Annotated in this window: 3 protein-coding genes; all 3 read right to left on the reverse strand. The window is 52.1% G+C overall.

Annotation, left to right across the window (positions count from 1 at the left end; genetic code table 11):
• The coding region (locus tag ACTHUT_RS18990) for an ABC transporter ATP-binding protein (RefSeq protein WP_440419410.1) at positions 1-592 on the reverse strand (592 nt) is incomplete at its 3' end.
• A gap of 28 nt (positions 593-620) precedes the next feature.
• Positions 621-1364: an SH3 domain-containing protein gene (locus tag ACTHUT_RS18995; protein ID WP_250601407.1), complete on the reverse strand. Its 744-nt coding sequence runs from the start codon at positions 1362-1364 to the stop codon at positions 621-623.
• 80 nt (positions 1365-1444) lie between these two features.
• Positions 1445-2021, reverse strand: a 577-nt coding sequence (locus tag ACTHUT_RS19000; protein ID WP_440419411.1) for a DUF4872 domain-containing protein, incomplete at its 5' end; no start/stop codon positions are given.

Here is a 2021-nt window from a genome sequence, read left to right on the forward strand (position 1 = left end):
AAAGCTGCTCGATTTCCGACAGATAGTGCGAGGTGTAAACCACCGTTACCCCCTGCCGCGTCAAATCCGCCACGCTGTCGAGGATAAAGCGGCGCGACTGCGGGTCGATGCCGACCGTGATTTCGTCTAGGAATACCAGTTGCGGCGTGTTAATCAGGCCGATGGCAAAATTCAGACGGCGTTTAAGCCCGCCCGAAAGATGCTTCGCCGCCTTGTTTTTATGGGCGGTCAGGTCGGTCTGTTCCAACAGCGCATTCAGACGGCCTTTGTCGCGCACTTTGTAAAGCGAAGCGAAAAACAGCAAGTTGTCCCACACAGAAAGCTGCGGATAAAACGCAAAATCCTGCGGCACCAAACCGATTTTCTGCCGCTCGCTGCGGCTCAACAGGCGCAACGGTTTGCCGTCAAACAAAATTTCGCCCTGCCGTACTTCCTGCAAGCCTGCCAAAAGCGACATCAGCGTTGTTTTCCCCGCACCGTTGTGGCCGAGCAGCCCCAAACATTCGCCGTCGGCAATATCGAACGACACATTGTCCAGCGCGGCAGTTTCGGCTTTGGGATAATGGTGGGAGAGGGATTGGATTTGAATCATGGTTTCAGACGACCTTTTTGAGCGATATTTATATCGCAGCACCCCATAAATAACGGTGCTGGAATTTGCCGTCCTTAAATATAAAGCAGACGCCGAAGGGAGCGCCGTCCGCCCCTTGTCTGCCGAACAGATAAAGCGTCTTATTGCTGTCGCGATAATAGGCTTCCCAGTCTTGATATACATTGCTGCCGCGTGCAGTGGTGGCAAAATCGGGCGAGAACAGTCCTTGCAGTTCGGCAGCGGGAACCGCTTGACCGTTTAGCGTGATGCGTTCAAGCGCGAACACGCTTTTGGGAATGTCGTAGTCTGTACCATAGAAAGGTTTGCCTTGATAGAGCCGCGCGGTATTTTTGTCTTTGTTGATGCCCGAGAAGTCGCTAAGTTTTGGATGGATGCGGCGGGCTACGATGTGTACTGTTTGTCCGTTGCCGGACAAAGTCAGTGTGTCGTCGCGACCGAAGTGTTCGCGCAGGCGGACGAAGCTTTTATCTGAGGCGGGAAATATCAGACGGCTGTAATGGATGAAACCGTAGTCTTCTGCGGCAGGTTGTTGCAGCTGGGCAGTACAGAAAGTCAAACTGCCTTCGCTGCCATCACCCAAACATTCCAACGGCGTGCCGTTGGGGATTTTTGCCAAGACTTTGGCATTCAAATCAGGGCTTTTGCGTAAGTTGGTATGTCCGTCGGCATCATGAACCAAGGCAAAGCCGTCCGGCGGCGCGGCATGGGTTAGGGCGGAACACAAGAATAAGACAGTAGCTAGGTAACGCATTTTTAATTTCTTTTAGTTTTCAGACGGCCTGAATGTCAAAATAATCCACGGTAGATTAATCGGGATCGAATAAATCCTGATTATTTCAATAATCCGCGCCACAATGCTTCTTCATTATCCGCAATGTTGCGCAGAAATTCGGCAATGTTGCGGCAGCCGTTTTCGGATGGTTTTTTGCACTGTTTCACGCACATGGCTGCAAACTGCCGCCATTGGTCGCCGATGGCGGTCATTTGTTCTGAGGCCGTCTGAAATGCGGGTTCGTTGCAGATATGGGCGGCCTGTTCGAGAAAGTAGGCGTAGATGTAGCGGAAACCTGCGCCGCCGGTACCGATTTCTTCCTGCATCCGCACCAAATGGCCGAGAAACAGTTTTTGGTATTTGTCATTTTGTTTGGTAGGCAGGGATTCGATTTTCTTGGCCAGCGTGCGGATGCCTTTTACGCCGATGAAAAAGACCGGTGCGAGCATATGTTTGGCGTTTTTGCGTATGGCTTTGCGGATAATGGCGGGCAAGTCTGCCATGATTTTTTCAGACGGCCTGTTGTCTTCCAAGGTGTACATCATGCCTTTTGCCGCCAATACGCCTTTGGCAAAGCGCGCCCGTTGCAAATCTTCGGCGGCGCAGCGTTGTACGGTTTCAAATACGGGGTCGCTG

Source organism: Neisseria sp. P0022.S010, from assembly GCF_051956635.1.